10 protein-coding genes and 1 pseudogene are annotated in these 18,810 nt (G+C 67.7%); 8 read left to right on the forward strand and 3 right to left on the reverse strand.

Annotation, left to right across the window (positions count from 1 at the left end):
- Positions 1 to 6: 6 nt before the first annotated feature.
- Genes AB0L82_RS18515 through AB0L82_RS18530 form a run of 4 tightly spaced genes read left to right on the forward strand, consistent with a single transcriptional unit; the run spans position 7 to position 5,872 of the window.
- Positions 7 to 1,443 (forward strand): ABC transporter substrate-binding protein, encoded by a 1,437-nt coding sequence (locus AB0L82_RS18515; protein ID WP_364637328.1) that lies wholly within the window; start codon positions 7 to 9, stop codon positions 1,441 to 1,443.
- Positions 1,440 to 2,369 (forward strand): ABC transporter permease, encoded by a 930-nt coding sequence (locus AB0L82_RS18520; protein ID WP_364637330.1) that lies wholly within the window; start codon positions 1,440 to 1,442, stop codon positions 2,367 to 2,369. Before AB0L82_RS18515 ends, AB0L82_RS18520 begins: the two co-directional genes overlap by 4 nt.
- Entirely contained in the window at positions 2,366 to 3,118 is a 753-nt protein-coding gene (locus AB0L82_RS18525) for an ABC transporter ATP-binding protein (protein WP_364637332.1), read from the forward strand. Before AB0L82_RS18520 ends, AB0L82_RS18525 begins: the two co-directional genes overlap by 4 nt.
- Before the next feature lie 42 nt (positions 3,119 to 3,160).
- Positions 3,161 to 5,872 (forward strand): fumarate reductase/succinate dehydrogenase flavoprotein subunit, encoded by a 2,712-nt coding sequence (locus tag AB0L82_RS18530; protein WP_364637334.1) that lies wholly within the window; start codon positions 3,161 to 3,163, stop codon positions 5,870 to 5,872.
- Positions 5,873 to 5,878: 6 nt separating this feature from the next.
- Here the strand turns inward: AB0L82_RS18530 and AB0L82_RS18535 are convergent, their stop codons facing one another.
- Positions 5,879 to 7,468, reverse strand: coding sequence for a DUF2207 domain-containing protein (locus tag AB0L82_RS18535; RefSeq protein ID WP_364637336.1), 1,590 nt, complete (start codon positions 7,466 to 7,468; stop codon positions 5,879 to 5,881).
- 77 nt (positions 7,469 to 7,545) lie between these two features.
- Between AB0L82_RS18535 and AB0L82_RS18540 the strand changes: the two genes are divergently transcribed.
- Positions 7,546 to 8,934 (forward strand): neutral zinc metallopeptidase, encoded by a 1,389-nt coding sequence (locus AB0L82_RS18540; protein WP_364637338.1) that lies wholly within the window; start codon positions 7,546 to 7,548, stop codon positions 8,932 to 8,934.
- A 63-nt stretch (positions 8,935 to 8,997) separates the two neighbouring features.
- On the opposite strand, the gene AB0L82_RS18545 is transcribed toward AB0L82_RS18540, so the two are convergent.
- Both AB0L82_RS18545 and AB0L82_RS18550 read right to left on the reverse strand, forming a co-directional pair.
- Positions 8,998 to 10,281 (reverse strand): ammonium transporter, encoded by a 1,284-nt coding sequence (locus AB0L82_RS18545; protein WP_364637340.1) that lies wholly within the window; start codon positions 10,279 to 10,281, stop codon positions 8,998 to 9,000.
- A gap of 106 nt (positions 10,282 to 10,387) precedes the next feature.
- The gene (locus tag AB0L82_RS18550) at positions 10,388 to 11,221 is read right to left on the reverse strand and encodes a hypothetical protein (protein ID WP_364637342.1); all 834 of its coding nucleotides are present in this window, start codon (positions 11,219 to 11,221) and stop codon (positions 10,388 to 10,390) included.
- A 428-nt stretch (positions 11,222 to 11,649) separates the two neighbouring features.
- Between AB0L82_RS18550 and AB0L82_RS18555 the strand changes: the two are divergent.
- The 3 genes and pseudogenes from AB0L82_RS18555 to AB0L82_RS18565 all read left to right on the forward strand — a co-directional run.
- Positions 11,650 to 13,311, forward strand: a pseudogene (locus AB0L82_RS18555) (DNA polymerase III subunit gamma and tau); the annotation flags it as partial.
- Between the two features lie 1,665 nt (positions 13,312 to 14,976).
- Positions 14,977 to 16,188, forward strand: coding sequence for an acetyl-CoA C-acetyltransferase (locus AB0L82_RS18560; protein WP_364637344.1), 1,212 nt, complete (start codon positions 14,977 to 14,979; stop codon positions 16,186 to 16,188).
- Between the two features lie 35 nt (positions 16,189 to 16,223).
- Positions 16,224 to 18,377, forward strand: coding sequence for a 3-hydroxyacyl-CoA dehydrogenase NAD-binding domain-containing protein (locus AB0L82_RS18565; RefSeq protein WP_364637346.1), 2,154 nt, complete (start codon positions 16,224 to 16,226; stop codon positions 18,375 to 18,377).
- The last annotated feature ends 433 nt before the right edge of the window (positions 18,378 to 18,810 follow it).

Raw genomic sequence — 18,810 nt, forward strand, 5'->3', positions numbered from 1 at the left:
CCACGCATGAAGCACCACCGCATCGCCCGTCTCGCCGCCGCCGCGGTCGCCGCCGCCATCGCGCTCACCGCGTCCGGCTGCTCGCTGGAATCCTCCGGTGACGGCGATACCGTCAAGGTCGTCATCGGCTACCAGTCCAAGACCATCAATACCGTCACCGCCGGAACCCTGTTGAAGGCCAAGGGATTCCTGGAGCAGCGGCTCAACGACCTGTCGGCGCACGGGGGGCCCAAGTACGCGGTGGAATGGCAGGACTACGACACCGGTGCCCCCATCACCGCGCAGATGGTGGCCGAGAAGATCGATATCGGCTCCATGGGCGATTACCCGCTGCTGATCAACGGTTCGCGCACGCAGGCCAATGAGCGGTCCCAGACCGAACTGGTCTCGATCACCGGGTACAACCCCAAGGGTGCGCTGAATATGGTTGTGGTCGCGCCGGATTCGAAGGCGCAGGCCATCAATGATCTCGCGGGGCAGAAGGTATCGGCCAGCGTCGGCTCCGCCGGGCACGGCACCCTGGTGCAGGCGCTGACCCGCGCGCACATCGATCCCAAGACCGGGGTCGAGGTGCTCAACCAGCAGCCCCAGATCGGTTCCTCCGCACTGGAATCCGGTCAGGTGGCGGCGCTGTCCCAGTTCGTGGCCTGGCCCGGACTGCTGGTATTCCAGAACAAGGCCAAGCTCCTCTACGACGGTGCGGAGCTGAACGTCCCGACCTTCCACGGCGTGGTGGCCCGTCGCGACTACGCGAAACAGCACCCGGAGGTGCTCGATGCGTTCCTGCGCGCACAACTGGACGCGACCGATTTCATCCACAAGCAGCCCCTGGAAGCGGCCGAGCTCGTCGCCGAGGGCAGCGGCCTGCCTCAGGAGGTCGTGTACCTCTACAACGGGCCGGGCGGAACCTCCTTCGACACCACGCTGAAGCCGAAACTGCTCGACGCCTTCAAAGCCGATGTGCCGTACCTGAAGTCGATCGGTGACTTCGCCGACCTAGATATCGACAAGTTCGTCGACGACACCGCACTGCGCAAGGCCTTCCAGGAGAGCGGCGCGAACTACGATGCGGCACTGGGTAATAACGCCAACCCGGCACCCGTCACCGGTATCGATCCGCTGACCAACCGCCCAACCGACAACCCGGCCCAGGCCGGTGAGATCTGGTTCACCGGTTCCGCCGCCACCCAGCCCGCCGCCGACCCCACCAGTCTGCTGCGTGCCATCAAACAGGCTCGCGCACAGGGCAAAACGGTCCGCGCCGCCTACGTCCCCGATGCCGAACTCGGCACCCGCTGGTTCGCCGACAAGGCCATCTGGGTTCGCGACGGCGACACCTACCTGCCCTTCACCACCCCCGCCGCGGCCCAGCGCTACCTGACCCAGCACCCCTCGGGCGCGGTCGTCGGCTACGACCAAGCCATCACCGAGGTCCGGCAATGACCTCGCAGGCCGCCGCACAGTCCTCTCGTCATCCCGGCACGCTTTTGGCCGGGATCCACGGTGACCAGGTCGAAAACGGTGGATCCCGGCCACGAACACGCCGGGATGACGGAGTTGGGGACGCTCGCGCGGGGCGGGCGATCCGGGTGGTGTGGACCTCCCGCCTGGTCAAGCTCATCTCGGTGCTCGTGGTCATAGGGGCCTGGCAGTTCCTGACCGCCAACAACATTCGGCTCTGGGTGCGGTTCGACACGCTGCCGACCGTCACCGAGATCGTGCGGGCATTCCACAAGCAGCTGGGGACCGATACCTACTATCTCGACCTCGGGCAGTCGCTGATCCGCATCCTCACCGGATTCGGGCTCGCGGCGGTGTTCGGCGTGACACTCGGTGTGGCGCTGGGGCGTTCGCGCTGGATCGCGGACACCATCGGGCCGCTCACCGAACTGGCCCGGCCGATTCCGGCCATCGCCGTTGTGCCCGTGGCGATTCTGCTCTTCCCGGATGACGAGGCCGGGATCGTATTCATCACCTTCCTGGCCGCGTTCTTCCCGGTCATGGTCTCCACCCGGCACGCCGTGCGTGCGCTGCCGACCATCTGGGAGGACTCGGTGCGCACGCTCGGCGGCAGTCGCTGGGATGTGTTGCTGCGGGTCGTATTGCCCGGCAGCCTGCCCGGCGTCTTCAGCGGGTTGTCCGTCGGCATCGGGGTGTCCTGGATCTGCGTGGTCTCCGCGGAGATGATCTCCGGCCGCCTCGGTGTGGGGTACCGCACCTGGCAGGCGTACACCATCGTCGACTACCCGGGCGTGTTCGTCGGCATCATCACCATCGGCGTGCTGGGGTACGGCACCTCCGCCGCCGTCGAACTCATCGGACGGCGGGTCACGCACTGGCTGCCGCGGGTACCGGAGGTGACCAAATGACCAGCGGTATGAGTCTGCGGGTGGACGGAATCGACCTGTCCTACACCGGTGCGCCGGTGATCCGGGACCTGTCCCTGGAGGTCCGCCCGGGCGAGATCCTGATTCTCACGGGGCCGTCCGGATGCGGAAAATCCACCGTCCTGCGCGCCCTCGCCGGACTGCTGCGACCCGATGCCGGACAGGTGCTCGCCGACGGGACGCCGGTCACCGGAACAAATCGGGATCGAGCCGTCGTCTTCCAGGACAACGCGCTACTGCCTTGGCGCACCGTGCGATCCAATATCGAGTTGGCGCTGAAACTGCGCGGGGAACCCCGCGCGGGCCGAAAGACGCTGGCGGAGAGGTGGATCGAGGAGATCGGTCTCACCGGATTCGCCGACTTCCTGCCCAAGAGCCTGTCCGGCGGTATGCGCCAGCGCGTTCAGCTCGCGCGCGGTCTGGCCGGTGCGCCCCGCTCGGTGCTCATGGACGAACCCTTCGGCGCGCTCGACTCACAGACCCGCGCCACCATGCAGCGCCTGCTGATCGACACCTGGCGCACCCACCCCACCACCCTGGTCTTCGTCACCCACGATGTGGACGAGGCGCTGCTGCTGGGTGACCGCGTCGCGGTCCTGGGCCGCGCCGGAGCACCCCTGCGTGCCCTGCTGGATGTGCCGCAACCGCGCGAACTCGGTGTGGACCGCACCGTGTTGCGCGCCGAAATCATTACCGCCCTGGACCATTCGGGCGATCTCGCCGCGCTCTGACGGCGTCCCCGACCGATCCCCTCACGAATGTTGGTGTGCCTGATGGAGATTCCCGACCTCGCCGCGATCACCCGGCTCGACTGCGACGTCCTGGTCATCGGCGGCGGCACCGCGGGCACCATGGCCGCACTCACCGCCGCCGAACAGGGCGCGAACGTGCTGCTCATGGAGAAGGCGCATGTGCGGCACTCCGGCGCGCTCGCCATGGGTATGGACGGCGTCAACAACGCCGTCATCCCGGGCAAGGCCGAACCCGAGGACTACGTCGCCGAGATCACCCGGGCGAATGACGGAATCGTCAACCAGCGCACCATCTATCAGACCGCCACCCGCGGCTTCGCCATGGTGCAGCGGCTCGAACGCTACGGCGTGAAATTCGAGAAGGACGCCTACGGTGAATACGCGGTCCGCCGCGTGCACCGCTCCGGGTCGTACGTGCTGCCCATGCCCGAGGGCAAGGATGTCAAGAAGGCGCTGTATCGCGTACTGCGGCAACGCAAGATGCGCGAGAAGATCCAGATCGAGAACCGGCTCATGCCGGTGCGGGTGCTCACCGAGAACGGGCGCGCGGTCGGCGCGGCCGCATTGAACACGCGCACGGGCGAATTCGTGGCCGTCGCCGCGAAAGCCGTTATCCTGGCGACCGGTCCGGCCGGACGCCTCGGACTGCCCGCCTCCGGCTACCTCTACGGCACCTATGAGAACCCCACCAACGCGGGCGACGGCTACGCCATGGCCTACCACGCGGGGGCGGAGCTCTCCGGTATCGAATGCTTCCAGATCAACCCGCTCATCAAGGATTACAACGGCCCGGCCTGCGCGTACGTGGCCAATCCGTTCGGCGGCTACCAGGTCAACGCCCTCGGTGAGCGCTTCGTCGACTCCGATTACTGGTCGGGTCAGATGATGTCCGAGGTCAAGCGGGAGATCGAATCCGCGCGCGGCCCCATCTATCTCAAGGTCTCGCATCTGCCGACCGAAACCCTGGACGCGCTCGAAGGCATCCTGCACACCACCGAGCGCCCCACCCGCGGCACCTTCCACGCCAATCGCGGGCACGACTACCGCACCCACGATATCGAGATGCACATCTCCGAAATCGGTTTGTGCAGTGGACATTCCGCCTCCGGCGTCTGGGTCGACGAGAACGCCCGCACCACCGTCCCCGGCCTCTACGCCGCCGGTGATCTGGCCTGCGTGCCGCACAACTACATGATCGGGGCGTTCGTCTACGGCGACCTCGCGGGTTCGCACGCGGCGAGCACCCTCGCCGACACCCCGGCCCCCGCCGAACTGCCCGCCGACCAGCTGGCCGCCGCACACGAACTCGTCTACCGCCCGCTGCGCAATCCCGAAGGCCCGCCGCAGCAGCAGGTCGAGTACAAACTGCGCCGCTTCGTCAATGACTATGTGGCCCCGCCGAAGACGGCCACCAAGCTCTCCCTCGCCATCGAGACCTTCGACCGCATGTTGGACGACATCGCCGCCATGGGCGCGCAGACCCCGCACGAGCTGATGCGCTGCGCCGAGGTGACCTTCATTCGCGACTGCGCGGAGATGGCCGCCCGCTCCTCGCTGACCCGCACCGAATCCCGCTGGGGCCTCTACCACGAACGCGCCGACCTCCCCGAGCGCGATGACGTCGAATGGCGCTACCACCTCAACCTCCGCAAGGCGGACGACGGCGAGATGGAATTCCTGAAGCGCCCCGTCGCACCGTATTTCGTCCCGGTTCCCGGCCTGGACGATCTGCCCACCGACGACCCCACCGTCATCCCGGTGCGGCAGCCCGCCTTGATCGGCAGCCCGCCGAACCTGGCCGCCGCGCCGACCACGCCCGGCACCGCACCCGATGCGGAAGCCCCCGCGAAAGCCCCTGTCGCCCCGCGGATCGCACTGCTGCTGAGCCTGGACGGCCCCACCGTCGAAGAACTCGAATCCTTCCTCGCCGATCCCGACCCCCAGGTGCGCGCCACCGCCCTCTCCGTGCTCACCGAGGGCACCCCGGACGGCTTCGACGTGCCACTCATCGCGGCGCTGGCCGACTCCGACTCGGCGGTACGCGGCAATGCCGTCGCCGGACTGCGGGAACTCGTCGAAATCCTGCCCGAGCGCAGTGGCGGCGCCCTCGCCGAGCATGCCGATTCCCCGGACCCGGCGGTCCGCGCGACCGTGGTGGATCTGCTGCGTGCCCTGCGCGCCGGTTCGGTGGAACTGTTCGCCAAGGCCGCCGTCGACCCCGATCATCGAGTACGCATAGAGGCGATCAACGGTCTTGTGTCACTGGATGATTGGTCCACGCTGGCTACCGCCGCTCACGATGAGAACCGCGAGGTCCGCATCGTGGCTGCCAAGGGTTTGGCCACCATCGGCATCGGCGGACTGGAAGCGGTTCGGGCCCTGCTCGCCGACCGCGATCCGCTCGTCCGGGCCGCCGCCCTGACCGCGCTGGCTCGGCTCGGCAATGCCGATGACATCACGACTCTGACTGTCGCCCTGAAGGATTCGGCCTGGCAGGTGCGCGAGGGCGCGGCGCGCGGGCTCCCGGCCGTCGGCGCGGACCTGGCCGCCGAACCGTTGAGCCTGGCGCTGGCCGATATCCACCCGGATATCCGCAAGGCGGCCGTGCTGACGCTCAGCAGCTGGCCCGAATCCACCGCCGCACGCGATGCCCTGAACATCGCCCTGGACGACTCCGACGCCGACGTCCGCGCCTACGCCCGGCGCGCGCTCGCCGTCCATTCGGGAGCGTGACTGGCCTCAGCTCTCGGTGAAGAGCTTCTCCAATTCGGTTATGCAGTAAGGGAAGTGGGCCGCGAAACGGTAGAGATCGTGATCGGATTCGAAGCCGCCGAACCAGTAGAGGCCGGGGGTGCCGTCATCTGTCGGGTTCAGGTCGCGGAAGGTGCGCACCCACTGATCGGTGCGGCGGCCCGCCACCATGAAGGGCAGCGCCCGGGAGAAGATCATTTCCCGGTCGGGTGCCGGAATGTTCTGTGGGACAACTGCATCCAGGCTGCGCAGCATGGCTTGTACGCGGCCAGCCAGCTCCCGGCCGAGGGCGGTGCGGGACGGTAGGTAGCGGGGGAGCAGCAGGGCCGCCACGCCACCCAGGATCAATGCGACACCGATCAGGGCGTGACCGGGACCCAGCGCGAGGGCGAGGGTGGTGACGGCACCGGCCACCACCAGCGTTGCGCCGAGCCAGAATTCGAAGCCCCGGCGCGTGCGGTCGATGAAACTGCCCTGCGCGGTGGCCTCGTCGATGAGGGTGCGGCGGACCTCCCGCGCGTTCACCCTGTCGCGCAGCGTCGACACCATGACCGCATCGGTGCCCTCGGGCAGGAATGTCTCGTAGACCGCGCGCTCGTAACCGGTGAGCTGGTCGTCGATCGGGTTCATCCGGCTGATCCGCCAATCGGATTCACCGATCGCCGCGATCCAGATATAGCTGCGCACAGCCAGATCCACCACCGTGGCCGCCATATCGGGGGCGTCGACATAGCCGTCGATCAGCAGACCGGCGGTGCCGGGCAGGATGCCGTCGGGGGAGGTGAATCGCATGTGATCGCCCTGGCGCTCCAGCGGATCGAGCACCTGCGCGCTCGGCTGCTGCCTGCGCGCCCACACCACATATCCGGCGGCCGCCGCCAGCGCCGCCAGCAGCGCTCCGAACGCCGCCAGCACCGGGCCGGTGATGGAGAACGGGCCGGGTGAATCATCGTCCTGGATATCGGCATTCGGTTTCACCGTGCCGGGCGGGATCTGCAGGGTCACATCGATGACATCGCCCTTGCGCAGATCCGTCTTGTCCAGATGCGCGACGCCGTCCGGTTCGACGCGGATATCCGCGCAGTCCTCCGGCTTACCGGGCGGGCCGATGGTGCATTTGGTGACGCCCATCCGGAAATCGGGACTCGTCACCACCACGCTGATGGACGCCACATCGGTATTGAGCACCCCGGTCCACCGGAACGTCTGCGCCCCGGCGGAATCGGCGACGGTGTTGTGCACCGTGTACTTGAACGTCACCGTGCCGGACCGGGCGTCGATGGTGAAACGGTCGTCCGCGACGGTGGCCTCACCGTCACCGGTGGCCTGGATATCGCTCACCTGGAAGGTGCGCTGAATGGCATCGGTGACCTGCACCCGCAGCGGCAGCACCTGCCGGAACTCGTTGCCGGCGGGCACTTCCACGGTTTCGGTCACCCGGAGCAGGCCGTCATCGCCCAGATCCACATCCGCGGTGATCTTCACACCGTCGGGCTGCTGCGCCTGGGCGGCCGGGGCTGCCACGCCCGCCAGCGCGAGCAGCAGCGCCACGAGGACGCCGCCCCGAAAAATCTGCATGGATGGTCACTCTAGCCAGCTTGCTATTCTTCCTCAGCGGCTGTCGGTTATCGGTGAGAACGAGGGGGTGCGGGGGTATGACTCGCCCACCGTCCGGCTACGGACCGAATAACCACGGCGGCTGGCCGCCCGAACCCGATCCGCGCCGCCCCCAGCAGCCGCCCGGACAACCGCGGCAAGGCAATTCGCCACCGCCCGGCGGTTATCCCCAGCGGCCCGGCGGCCGTCCACAGCACCCCGCACAACCCGGCGGGCAGCCCCCGCGCCCCGGTGGGAATCCGGCCCAGCCCGGCGGCTATCCGGGTCAGCCGGGCGGGTACCCCGGTGGGCCGGGTGGGTATCCCTCGCGCCCGGGCGGCTATCCGGTGCAGCCGCCGCACCCCTCCGCACCGCCGGGAGGGATTCCGGCGCAGCCGCGCACGGGTTATCCACAGCAGCCGAGTTATCCACAGCGACAGGGTTTCTCATCGCCGCAGGGCTCCGGGCCCGCGCCCACCTTCGCGCAGCCGCGGCAGCCCGCGTATCGCCCGCCGATGCCGCCGCCCGCCGCGCATACCCAGACCGGGATGCAGGCGGTCCAGCGTCCGGCTCCGCCGCGCCGCCGTCGCTGGGGCACGCTCGTGGTCATTCTGATTCTGCTGGTCAGCACCGTTGTGCTGCGCACCGCCATTCGAACCGGATTGAGCGCCTTGGGAACCGGCGACAAGGTGCAGACCGGGTACAGCAACGATCCGGGCACCGAGAACGCGGGCGTCGCCAAGACCTCGGACAATCCGCTGGTCACCGATGACAGCCTCACCCTGCTGCCGGAGAACTGCGCGTACACGCCGTGGAGCACCGACGTCGACGTCGCGCGCACCTTCTTCCAAACGGCCGCGGACTGTCTCGCCGAAGCGTGGAAACCCCTCTTCACCGATATCAAGCTGCCGTTCGAACCGCCGAAACTGAACGTCTCGGCCACCACCAGCGGCATCACCACGCTGTGCACCGGCAACAGCAGTAATTTCGCCGCCTTCTACTGCTCGGCCGACAAGACCATCTACATGCCGATCAGCCAGTTGCAGACCGATATCTACAAGAACAACTGGGTGGTCTACCTGTCGGTGTTCGCGCACGAGTACGGGCATCACGTCCAGGCCGAATCCGGCATCCTGGGCAAGGTGCATCAGCAGCGCCGGGACGCGGGCGCGCGCAGCGATACCGGCCTCGAACTGTCCCGCCGCACCGAACTCCAGGCCAACTGCTTCGACGGCATGTTCCTGTCCTCGTCGAATAACGGTGGCGCACTGAGCAATGCGCAGATCGGCGTCGCCCGCAACGATATGTACCACCGCGGCGACGCCCCCGGCGATATGCGCGATCACGGCACCTCGCAGAACGGCGGCGCGTGGTTCGAGATGGGCTACGACAAGAACCGCACCGCGCAGTGCAACACCTTCGCGGCGGCACTGAACAAGGTCAACTGACCACACGAAAATGGCCGGGGCAGCGAATCATTCGCTGCCCCGGCCACTTTCATGGCTATCGGCTCAGTGCCCGAACGGCCCGTCCCGCTTGATCTGATGACCGTGCCCGTTCACGCCCTCGGCGTACGCGGTCTCGGCGTGCAGCGCGAAGTCGATACCGGAGATCTCCTCCTCGCGGCTCACCCGGAAACCGATGGTCCGATCGATCACCTTGCCCAGTGCGAACGACACCCCGAACGCGAACGCCGCCACCGCGAGCACGCCGACCAACTGCTTGCCCAGCTGTGCGAGTCCGCCGCCGTAGAGCAGCCCCTCCGGACCGTTCTCACCCGTCATCGCCCGGTTCGCCAGGAATCCGATGAGCAGCGTGCCCACGATGCCGCCGACGAAGTGCACGCCCACCACATCGAGCGAATCGTCGTAGCCGCCCTTGAACTTCCAGCCCACCGCGAACGAACACACGGTGCCCGCGACCAGACCCACGATCAGCGCGCCCATGGTGTTGACCGAACCGCAGGACGGGGTGATGGCGACCAGACCGGCCACCGCACCCGAGGCCGCACCGAAGGTGGTCGGCCGGCCGTCGCGCACCTGCTCCACGATGAGCCAGCCAAGCATGCCGAGGCAGCCCGCGACGAGCGTATTCAAGAACACCGCGGCGGCGGTTCCATTGGCGCCCAAGGCCGAACCGGCATTGAAGCCGAACCAGCCGAACCACAGCAGGCCCGCGCCGAGCAGCACGAACGGCAGATTGTGCGGCCGCATGGCATCGACCTTGAAGCCCACGCGCGGGCCGAGCACGATCGCCAGCGCGAGTGCCGAAGCGCCCGAGGCGATCTCGACGACCAGGCCACCCGCGTAATCCATGGTGCCGAACGAGGCCAGCCAGCCGTTCGGCGTCCACACCCAGTGCGCGATGGGGGCGTACACAATGAGCGCCCAGATCGGAACGAAGATCATCCACGCGGAGAATTTCGCGCGGTCCGCGATCGCGCCGCTGACCAGTGCCACGGTGAGAATCGCGAATGTCAGCTGGAAGGTGACGAACAGCAGTTCCGGAATTCCGCTGCCCGCGTGCACAGTCGTGGGATCAATTCCGGAAAGTCCGAAATGACCGAGATTTCCGATGAGTCCGCCGCCCGCGTCATCACCGAACGCCAGGCTGTACCCCGCCACCAGCCACACCACCGTGACCAGCGGAATCGAGATGAAACTCATCATGAGCATGTTGAGCACACCGCTGGAGCGCACCATGCCGCCGTAGAAAATAGCCAGGCCGGGCGTCATGAGCAGCACCATCGCCGTGGCCGCGAGCAGCCAGGCGGTAGCCGCCGGATCGATGTTCATGAACAAACTCCTTCCGCGCGAAATCGCGTTGCACGGAAGTTACCGAATCCTCACGTTTCGGCGCTGTTACGAAAATGAGGACTTGGATACGTGTATGTAACAGCGATCAGGCGCGGCGCTCTTTGTTCTTGCGCGACAATGCCCGCATTCCACGCGGTCCCGGCACGGGCAGGTCATCCGTCAGCGCCATCCACTCGGCGGTGGTGAGCCACTGCTGCTGCGCCCGGGCGTCGGCTGTGTCGTTGAACACGCGCCGGCCGCGATCATCGCGCAGCTCATAGGCGAGCACCGACCAGCGCGGCGGCCGCTCGTTCTCCGCCAGCTGATCGCGCAGATAGGCCGCCACCAGCGTGCCGATGGCGTTCACCGGCCGCAGCGACACCCGATTGCCGAACCGGGCGGCATGGAAACGCCTTCCGGCACACAGGGATCGGGGTGTCGCGTTGTAGGCGATCCAGCCCGCGCGCTGCGCCCGCTCGATCAACCACAGATGCTTCACCGCGGTCGGCGGGATATCGCCGACGCGATCGCGAATCAGCGCGAACACCGGCTCCGACAGCAGAATGTCCCGGCGCGTCGGCCCGGTGCCGTGCGCGGTCCAGTATTCGTCGGTGAGCTTGGCCAGCACCCGGCCGAAATCGTCGACACTGCGCTGGGCACGGCGGCCCAGGCGTTCGATGCGCTCGGCCTCGGCGCGCATATCGTTCTGCACGATGAGGGTTTGAATGGCCGCCAGCGTCGGCACCTGGCCGCGCTGCAGCAGTTCCAGAATCGCGCCCGCGGTGGCCGGATCCGCGGCTGCCGACACCGGTAGCGAATCACGCTTGATGTCGTAGTCCTGCGGGCTGATGGCTCGACTGAGCAGTCCGACCGCGGCGAGATCACCGGCGAATTCGGTGCTGGAGAGCCAGGCGTGGGCGATGTCGTCGTGCGACGGCACTTGGGAGATCCTCCGATGAGATTTGGTTGTGCCCCGGTCGGGATGAGGGACCGGCCGGGGCCACCAACCTGATGAAGGTTTGGCTACCGAAGTTGCCGATGTCCACGGTAGCCAAACGATTGCGATCTTGCTGCATCGGTTCACTGGATCGTTATGTCCGGTCTGCGTGGATGAAACCGAACACGCATCCGTAAACGGCGATCTTGGGCGGAGCCGGTGTCCGGCTATCGTCCCTGGACACCCACGCCAAGAATTTGCTCACGGGTCACAGCAGAATCGAGTTCAGTCCGGTCGGTATCGAACGGGCATCCAGAATGGATGTGACATAACCCACAGTTTGACGCGCCGGAGTGCTGGAACGCGACGCATGGGCGGCCGCGCGGGCAGCGAATCGCTCGATGTCAGGGGTACTCGGTAACCTGTGGGCCGTGGCTCTGTACCGGAAGTACCGACCGGCAACGTTCGCTGAAGTGGTGGGGCAGGAGCACGTCACCGATCCCCTGAGTATCGCCCTCGACACCGGGCGGATCAGTCACGCGTATCTGTTCTCCGGCCCGCGCGGTTGCGGCAAGACCTCGTCCGCGCGCATCCTCGCGCGCTCGCTGAACTGTGTGGAGGGTCCGACCTCCACGCCGTGCGGGGTCTGCTCGTCCTGCGTCGCGCTCGGGCCCGGCGGCTCCGGCAACCTCGATGTGATCGAACTCGACGCCGCGAGCCACGGTGGCGTCGACGACACCCGCGAACTGCGCGACCGCGCCTTCTACGCGCCCGCCGAATCCCGCTACCGCGTCTTCATCGTCGACGAGGCGCACATGGTGACCACCGCGGGCTTCAACGCGCTGCTCAAGATCGTCGAGGAGCCGCCCGCCCACCTGATCTTCGTATTCGCCACCACCGAACCGGAGAAGGTGCTGCCGACCATTCGGTCCCGCACCCACCACTACCCCTTCCGGCTGCTCCCGCCCGCCACCATGCGCGGCCTGCTCGGCAAGATCTGCGAGCAGGAACATGTGGAAGTCGAAGAATCCGTGTACCCCTTGGTGATTCGCGCGGGCGGCGGCTCACCTCGCGACAGCCTCTCGGTGCTGGACCAGCTGCTCGCGGGTGCGGGCCCCGAAGGCGTCACCTATCCGCGCGCGGTCTCCCTCCTCGGCGTCACCGATGTGGCCCTGATCGACGACGCCGTCGACGCCCTGGCGAACTCCGACGGGGCCTCCCTGTTCGGCACCATCGACCGCGTCGTCGAAGCGGGCCACGACCCCCGCCGCTTCGCCACCGACCTGCTCGAACGCCTCCGCGACCTCATCCTGCTGCGCGCGGTCCCGGACGCCACCGAGCGCAACCTGGTCACCGGCCCCGGCGATGTCCTCGCCCGCATGCGAGACCAGGCCGCCCGCCTCGGCCCCGCCACCCTCGCCCGCCACGCCGAACTCCTGCACGAGGGCCTCGGCGATATGCGCGGCGCAACGGCCCCCCGCCTCCTACTCGAAGTCGTCGCGGCCCGCATGCTCCTGCCCGCCGCCTCCGACGCCGAAACCGCCACCCTGCAACGCCTCGAAACCCTCGAGCGCCGCATGGCGGGCGGCGCCATCCCGCAGGCCGCTCCCTCGGCGGGCCGGTCCGCTCCGGCTTCCGACCCCGCACCCGCGTCCAGCCCCGCAGCAGCCGCACCCGCCGCGCCGCCGACCGGAGCCCCACGCCGCCGAGGCGCGGAAGCCCTCGCTGCCCTGCGCGAAAACCGCCCCGGCGCAAACCCTCCCGCGCCACAGCAGCCTCAGGCCGCCGTGTCTCCGCAGCAGCGGACGGCAGCGGCTCCCGTGCAGCAACCTGCGGCAGCGGCTCCGCAATCGCCGGTGCAAGCGACTGTGCCGCAGGGTGATTCGCCCGCGCAAGCTCCCGTTGCGGCGGTCCGGCCGCCGGAGATGAATGCGGTGCGTGGCCCGGTGGCTGACGCCGCGTCGCAGGCTGCACCTGTGCCGTCCACGGAAACTGTTGCAGCGCAAGACGTTGCCAGCACCGACACTATCTCGGACGCTGCGCCGCAGGCTGATTCGGCAGGTGCGATGGGGATAGCGCCCGCTGCGCCCGCAGCGGTATCGGAGCGAGTGGCTGATATCGCCGCTGTTGAGGACGGGTCCGCTGCTGATATTCCGCTGCCCGGATTGGTTGCGGAAGCGGATTTGGCCGCTGCCGCCGCCGCCAAGGAAGCGGCGGCTCGGGCCGCGGCAGCCGCTGCGGCGCAGGGAGGTTCGGCGGATTCCGCCGGTGCCGCGGGCAGTGCGCAGCTGGCTGCGGCCGAACCCGAAGCGGCCGAACCGGAAATCGATCCGAATCAGATGGCACTCGGCATGGACGAGCCCGATGGCGACTCGGCCGATGAACTGACGCCCGCGTTCGCGTTCTCGGCGCAATCCGTTGATGCGGCAGCCGCTTCCGAGGTGGTCGCGCAACTTGTGGCGGACTCCGAGGCGAAGGTCGATCCGCAGGCTCCGGCTGAGGTCGCCGCTCCGCTGGCCGAGCCGGAACCTGTTGCGGCCGAGGTTGTTTCAGTACCCGACCAGGCCGCCGAGCCCGAGTTGATCCCCGAGCCCGAGCCGGTTGCCGCTGTGAGCGAACCCGTCGCGCCGGTGGCCGGGGGTGACTCCTCCGAGGATGTGTTGCGGGAGATCGAGGCGGCCTGGGCTGATATTCGGGCCAAGGTGCGGGAGTTCGGGGCGGCGGTGCAGGCGCTGCTGTCCGGGGCCTCGGTATCGCGGCTCGAGGGCGGGACGATTGTTTTCGCGCATCAGCACGCGCCGCTGGCGCAGCGGTTGTCGCAGCCCGCCAATCTGGATGCGGTGCGGTCGGCGGTCAAGGCCGTGCTGGGGCGTGAGCATGACGTGAAGTGGGAAGTGGGGAGCGGGGCCGCGCCCGCCGCTCCGCAGGCGAGTGCCGGTGGAGCGGGTAAGGGACCGGCGGCGGGTGCGGGAGCCGCGCCGAAGAAGGCCGCGGCCAAGTTCTCGCGGCCGAGTCAGGCCAAGGCCGCCACGGCGGGTGCGGCCACCACGGTCGCCGCCCCGGCGGCGTGGGGGAGCCCGGCGGCCGCGCCCGGCACGGCGGGTGACGGTGTGGCCCCCGGCACAGCGGGTGATGCGGCAGCGGGCGGTTCGGGCTTCGGCGGCTCGGCGCAAGGTGGTTCGGGTGCGGCGGCCGGGGGTGCGGGGACCGCCGCGGCGGGTGCGCAGGCCCGCGGCGGCAACGGTGGCGCGGGGGTGCGGAACGCACCTCCGGAGGACGATATTCCGCTGCCTGACGGGCCGGACTATCCGGACGACCCGGGGCCGTCGGACTACTCGCCAGTAGGTTATGACGGCGTCCCACCTGCTACTACGGACGAGGAGGAGCGCGAGCTGCTGGCGGCCGCCGCCGTGCCGATCCCCGCCGAGGAGCGCCGCGACCCTGATGATGTGGCCTTGGAACTGTTGCGGTCGGAACTGGGGGCGACTCCGCTGGAGGGTTGACAGTTGCCCTGTGAGACGCATTAAGTTAACCGGAGTTCGCATCGGGCGGTACTATGATCGGGTGGCCGTGAGTATCGGTTCGGCGAGGTTCTAAGGTATGCCCAGGCGTACGGGTTGCCAGAGAGCGCGTCGGTCCGCCTCTGAGGCTGTTTGTACAGCGTCAGACGGTCGCCCGAACAAGTCGATCGGCGAGGCTACCCGCGGCCGCCCCGCACAACGCGGTGTCGGCGCACATTACGGAAGGAAAACTCCGATATGACCACAGAGGCCTACATTTACGAGGCCATCCGCACCCCGCGCGGCCGCAACAAGAAGGGGTCGCTGCACTCGGTCAAGCCGATCGATCTGACCACCGGTCTGGTCGAAGAGCTGCGGAACCGTTTCCCGAACCTCGATGAGGATCGGATCTCGGACATCATCCTGGGTGTTGTTTCCCCCGTCGGTGACCAGGGCGCGGATATCGCCCGCACCACCGTGCTGACCGCGGGCCTGCCCGACACCGTCGGCGGTATCCAGATCAACCGCTTCTGCGCCTCCGGCCTCGAGGCCGTCAACCTGGCCGCCCAGAAGGTCCGCTCCGGCTTCGATGACCTGGTCATCGCCGGTGGCGTCGAGTCCATGTCCCGCGTGCCGATGGGCTCCGACGGCGGCGCCATGTTCATGGACCCGAAGACCTCCTACGAGGCTTACATTGTCCCGCAGGGCATTTCGGCCGACCTGATCGCCACCATCGAGGGCTTCACCCGCGATGACGTCGACGCCTACGCCGTGCGCTCGCAGGACCTGGCCGCCAACGCCTGGAAGAACGGCTACTTCGCCAACTCCGTCGTACCGGTCAAGGACCTCAACGGCCTGACCGTGCTGGACAACGACGAGCACATGCGTCCCGGCACCACCGCCGCCGACCTGGGCAAGCTGAACCCGGCCTTCGCCGGCATCGGCGAAATGGGCGGTTTCGACGCCGTCGCCATGCAGCGCTACACCTACGTCGAGGCCATCAACCACGTGCACCACGGTGGTAACTCCTCGGGCATCGTCGACGGCGCCGCGCTGGTGCTGGTCGGCAACGAGGACGCCGGCAAGGCTTCCGGCCTGACCGCGCGCGCTCGCGTCGTGGCCACCGCCACCTCCGGCGCCGACGCCACCATCATGCTGACCGGCCCGACCCCGGCCGCGTTCAAGGCTCTCGCCAAGGCGAGCCTGACCGTCGACGATATCGACATCTTCGAGATCAACGAGGCCTTCGCCTCCGTCGTGCTCAAGTTCCAGAAGGATCTGGCGATCCCGGACGAGAAGCTGAACGTCAACGGCGGCGCCATCGCGATGGGCCACCCGCTGGGCGCCACCGGCGCGATGATCACCGGCACCGTTGTCGACGAGCTGCACCGTCGCAACGCGCGCTACGGCCTGATCACCCTGTGCATCGGCGGCGGCATGGGCGTCGCCACCATCATCGAGCGCGTCTAACGCCCACCGACTTTTCTCGAGGAGAACCAAAGACAATGACTGAGAACATGATCGGCTGGGAAAAGGACGCCGACGGCATCGTCGTGCTGACCATGGACGACCCCAACCAGGGCGCCAACACCATGAACCAGCTCTACAAGGACTCCATGAAGGCGACCGTCGATCGCCTGGAGGCTGAGAAGGACGACATCACCGGTGTCGTCATCACCTCCGGCAAGAAGACCTTCTTCGCCGGCGGCGACCTCAAGAACATGATGAAGACCACCCCGGAGAACGCGGCGGACATCATGGAGGAGCTCGGCTCCATCAAGGGTGACCTGCGTCGTCTGGAGACCCTCGGCAAGCCGGTCGTCTCCGCGATCAACGGCGCTGCCCTCGGCGGCGGCCTGGAGATCACCCTTGCGACCCACTACCGCATCGCCGCGGACGTCAAGGGCGTGCAGCTGGGCCTGCCCGAGGTTTCCCTCGGCCTGCTCCCGGCCGGTGGCGGCGTCACCCGCATCACCCGCATGCTCGGCATCGCGAACGGCCTGATGGGTGTCCTGCTGCAGGGCAACAAGTTCAACCCGCAGAAGGCCAAGGCCACCGGCCTGATCAACGAGGTCGTCGGCTCGATCGAGGAGCTCGTCCCCGCCGCGAAGGCGTGGATCAAGGCCAACCCGGACAAGGGCGTGCAGCCCTGGGACGTCAAGGGCTACAAGATCCCGGGCGGCACCCCGTCCACCCCGGCGCTCGCCGCCAACCTCCCGGCGTTCCCGGCCAACCTGCGCAAGCAGCTCAAGGGCCAGAACATGCCGGCGCCGCAGGCCATCATGGCCGCCGCGGTCGAGGGCGCGCAGGTCGATTTCGACAACGCGTCGCTGATCGAGTCGCGCTACTTCGTCTCGCTGCTGACCGGCCCGGTCGCGAAGAACATGATCCAGGCGTTCTTCTTCGATCTGCAGTCGATCAACAATGGTGGTTCGCGTCCCAAGGACGTGCCCAAGCGTGAGATCAAGAAGATCGGCGTCGTCGGCGCGGGCATGATGGGCGCGGGTATCGCGTACGTCTCCGCCAAGGCCGGCTACGAGGTCGTGCTGAAGGACGTCACCATCGAGGCGGCCGAGCGCGGCAAGAACTACTCCGAGAAGCTCGAGGAGAAGGCGCTCTCGCGTGGCAAGACCACCGAGGAGAAGTCCAAGGCGCTGCTCGCGAAGATCCACCCGACCGCCGATGCGGCCGACTTCGCCGGTGTCGACTTCGTCATCGAGGCCGTCTTCGAGAAGCCGGAACTGAAGAACGCGGTCTTCCAGGAGATCGAGGACATCGTCGACGCCGACGCCCTGCTGGGCTCGAACACCTCGACGCTGCCGATCACCCTGCTGGCCAACGGTGTGAAGCGGGCCGAGGACTTCATCGGCATCCACTTCTTCTCCCCGGTGGACAAGATGCCGCTGGTCGAGATCATCCGCGGTGAGAAGACCTCGGACGAGGCGCTGGCCCGGGTGTACGACTACACCCTCGCGATCCGCAAGACCCCGATCGTGGTCAACGACAGCCGCGGCTTCTTCACCTCGCGCGTGATCGGCACCTTCATCAATGAAGCGATCATGATGCTGCAGGAGAACATCGATCCCGCGACCATCGAGCAGGCCGGTCTGCAGGCGGGCTACCCGGCCGCGCCGCTGAAGCTGAGCGATGAGCTCAACTTCGAGACCATGAACAAGATCTTCAAGGAGACCAAGGCCGCCGCCGAGGCCGAGGGCAAGGTCATCTCGGCCGCCTCGCTCGCGTCGGGCAACGTCATCGACACGATGATCGACAAGTTCGACCGCAAGGGCAAGCTGGGCGGCGCGGGCTTCTACAACTACGTCGACGGCAAGACCGCCGGCATCTGGGAGGGCCTGCGTGAGGCCTTCGGTTCCAAGCGTGAACTGCCCGAGGGCGTTTCGCTGCAGGACCTGAAGGACCGCATGCTGTTCATCGAGGCCATCGAGACCCAGAAGTGCTTCGACGAGGGTGTGCTGACCACCACCGCCGACGCCAATATCGGCTCGATCTTCGGCATCGGTTACCCGGCCTGGACCGGTGGCGTGCACCAGTTCATCGTGGGCTACCCGGGCGGCACCGCCGGCTTCGTGGCTCGCGCCGATGAGCTGGCCGCCAAGTTCGGCGAGCGTTTCGAGGTTCCGGCCTCGCTGCGCAAGTAATACGAAAGCGCCTGTCGCGCTGAGGGTTCGGATAACCTCGGCGCGATAGCGGGTACAGACAGGACCCGGGTCGTCCCCACGGCCCGGGTCCTGTCGTATCCGATGCCCTGTCGAGCGTGGGTGACGTTCGTATCGTCCGAAGCGATGTCCGGGTATGGCGAGGCGATGTTCGGGCCGGGTGCGGCCAACGTTGGGCATCCCGTGGATTTCGGGGCGGTCGTACCGGATTTCGGTGCGCCCGGAACCCCGCTCGGACCTCGGCGCTGTGCTGAATTCCACACACATACGTGCCTAGCGCGCTACGTTTGAATATGCGCGGGTAGAACACCGGTATCGCCCGTAGATTCGGTGCGCGCTCGTCCAGTGCGAGGTGGGGTAGAGATGGAACCACAGCCGCGCCCGGGAGGCTCCCGGAGCGACTCTACTCGGCCCG

It is taken from the genome of Nocardia sp. NPDC052001 (genome assembly GCF_040680615.1).
Lineage (GTDB): Bacteria > Actinomycetota > Actinomycetes > Mycobacteriales > Mycobacteriaceae > Nocardia.